Source organism: Tamlana flava (assembly GCF_041287255.1).
GTDB lineage: Bacteria > Bacteroidota > Bacteroidia > Flavobacteriales > Flavobacteriaceae > Tamlana > Tamlana flava.
On the sequence record NZ_JBGGTX010000015.1, the window covers coordinates 1 to 3,032 of the forward strand.

Sequence of the window (3,032 nt, forward strand, 5' to 3'; positions counted from 1 at the left end):
TGGACCAATTGCAGTAACCATAACCCAAGTTGTCATAATAACCTGCAATTTGTGGCCAACCGTAGTTTTTACCAGCTGTAATAATGTTTATTTCATCATCTACTTTTGGACCATGTTCCGATGAATACAGGGCTCCATTAGAACCAAAAACAATACCTTGGGGGTTTCTGTGCCCGTAGGTATATACATGGCTTTGTACGCTGTTTAATATAGGGTTGTCAGAAGGTATGGAGCCATCTAGGTTCATCCGTAATATTTTGCCTTTATAATCAGAATAATCGGAAGGGCTTGTTGGTAAATATTGAGCCCTTATTTCTAGACAGGCATTTTGAAATTGATTATAACCTTGGTCTCCAGCAGTGTAATACAATTTCATGTCAGGCCCAATTTGAAGCTTTCCTGAATTATGATCATTGCTCGCGTCAAAGCCTTCAAGTATGGTTGTGGCACTAGAAGCATCCAGTGTGCCTGTAGAAGATATGTATCTATAGCTTTCAATTCGTAATTTTCTTCCTCCTGAATCATAAGTGTATGCCAAATAAACAAGATTGTTAGAGGTATTGATGTCATTATATAGATCTGGGTGAACGGCCATACCCATTAGTCCATCCTGTCCGGCTGTTTGGTACACAACCGAAGTTAAATCCAGCATCACAGATTTGCTTCCCCCGTTAACTGGGTCGACTTTCACAACTTGTTTTCCCACACGCTCTGTAATCCACAAATAATTATCAGGTCCATAAACTATGGTGTTTGGGTAGTTTAATTCATTATCAGGAGTAATGTTTGTAACGTTCCAATCAGGGCCACTTGTGGTAGGGGTATAAATAATATTGTCGGATAGACCTGTAACTGTAAATGTATATGGGTCTTCTCCATCATCTGGATCATCATTATCTATACTTATGGTGGCACTATGAGGCCCTCCAACAGCAGTAGGACTGTACGCAATAGTAAATGATTCTGCGCTTCCTCCTGGAATTGTATTTGAACTAGGTTGACTTATAATTGAAAATTCTGAATCACCTGAAATAGTTACATAATTTGGGTTTATACCTTCCAACGTAAGCGTTGTGGCATTAACAGAAGTATTTTTGATTGAAAATGTTTCTGAGGATATTGAATTAGGTGTAATAGTCCCAAAATCAAAACTAGTATTGTGGGCAATAATATTGTTACTACTATCTTCAATTTCTATTTCTGGAGTGGGCATAATACCACTGCCGTCTATTGTAAAAGTGTAAGGAGCGTTTGTTCCGTTTGAAAAAGAGATCGTAACATCTGCGGTTTCATATGTATTGGAAGTTGGGGAATAAGTTATTGTTAGATTAACTGTTCCTCCATTACCTGCAAGATTTCCTAAAGAGGTACTACTTAAACTAAAATTACTCGATCCAGATAATCCAGCAGTTATACCATTTAATTGATTAGGACTTCCATTGGCACCCGTATTGTCCAACACGAATATGTGTTGCAATGAAGAACCAATTTCCACATTTCCGAAATCGGTAAAATTTGTAGTACTCGTTGCAGTAGGCAAGGGTCCACTATTAACAGGGTTACCATTAGCTGTAACTAATAAAGTTCCTTGTGCAAAAAAGACACTAGAAAATAATAAAGTTGATATTAATACAATTTTTGAATTAATACGAGAGCGTAATAATGTATGCATAAGAGAGAGGTTAAAAAAGGTTTTAAAGCAATTTACTATTAAACAATTCGAAGGCAAATATATAATTAAATTTGACAAAACATCTTTGAAATGCAAAAAAACACGATAAAAAGTAATTTATTGTAATATTTAACCTTCTTTTAAATAAAAGGCACCAACGCTTTTTGTAGTGCTGGTGCCTTTTGAGGAAGTAAACATAATTGCTTAGTTTTTCACAATTCGTTTTATTGTAATGGTATTCTTATTTATATCCATAACTTTAATTAAGTATAATCCTTTTGGTAGATTAGAAATATCGATTTTCTGTGTGTCTGATTTCAAAACTGTAGAATTTACCAATTGGCCTGTAACATTATACATATAAAAATTGGTTATCTTCTTTGCATTGGTGTTATCAATGTGCAAATCCGATGAAGCGGGGTTAGGATAAATTTTAATTGGTGATTCATAGCTGGTGGCAATAGAACTTTTCTTTGAACCTTCCAATGCAGTTTTGCTACCTGAAGGAGTCAAGTCACAATAATTGATTGGGCTAAAGTTTATACTTAAAGCAGCACCAGCATTATTGTTAAGTGCGTCGCTTAGTGTTACTATAATTGATTGAACCGTTCCTGGAATATCAATAAATGCCGTACTAGAGATGGTTCCTAAGAACGTTCCATAAAACTGTGTTGTTCCATTTTCATCTATATAAGAAACATCAACTTGTTCTGTATATCTACTGCTAGGTTTGCCATTTTCAACCGCATCGATACCGCTGATTGTAAACGATATATCTTGGCTGTTAGAAGGTAGTGGTTGTGTAGTTGAGCTGCTGCCTGATCCCAAATGGGTTAAAGGATTAATGGCAAAAGAGATTGATAAAAATGTACATGTTTCGTCCAGACAGTTTGGGATACCGTCATTGTCATCGTCATTTGATACACCATTGGCATCAACATCCAATGGACAAGGTGATGGAATTTCTAGGTCTATACAGTCGCTTACGCCATCTAAATCGGTGTCAAGGTTATCGTCAAAGCCAGGGCATATATCCAAACAATTGGGAACCCCGTCATCATCGTCGTCATTCGATACACCATTGGCATCAACATCCAATGGACAAGGTGATGGAATTTCTAGATCTATACAGTCACTTACGCCATCACTATCAGAATCCGCAGTATCATCAAAGCCAGGGCAGATGTCATCAGCATTACATATACCATCGCCATCATCATCTAAACAATTTAAATACCGAATTTTTACAATAACCCCTGGGTTCTCTATTGAAACACTTGTTGTTCCTGAAGGACCAGAGGTGCCACCTGTATTGTCAGTGATTGCGTAAATAGTGCTGCCGTCAGGTGAAATGCAGATA

The 3,032-nt window shown here is 36.9% G+C and carries 2 protein-coding genes; both read right to left on the reverse strand.

What is annotated here, in order from left to right; all coding sequences use genetic code 11:
- On the reverse strand, positions 1–1,672 hold a 1,672-nt coding region (locus ACB104_RS16055; RefSeq protein ID WP_370480369.1), incomplete at its 3' end, for a PQQ-dependent sugar dehydrogenase.
- Positions 1,673–1,876: 204 nt separating this feature from the next.
- A partial coding sequence (locus ACB104_RS16060; RefSeq protein WP_370480371.1) for a T9SS type A sorting domain-containing protein occupies positions 1,877–3,032 on the reverse strand: 1,156 nt, incomplete at its 5' end.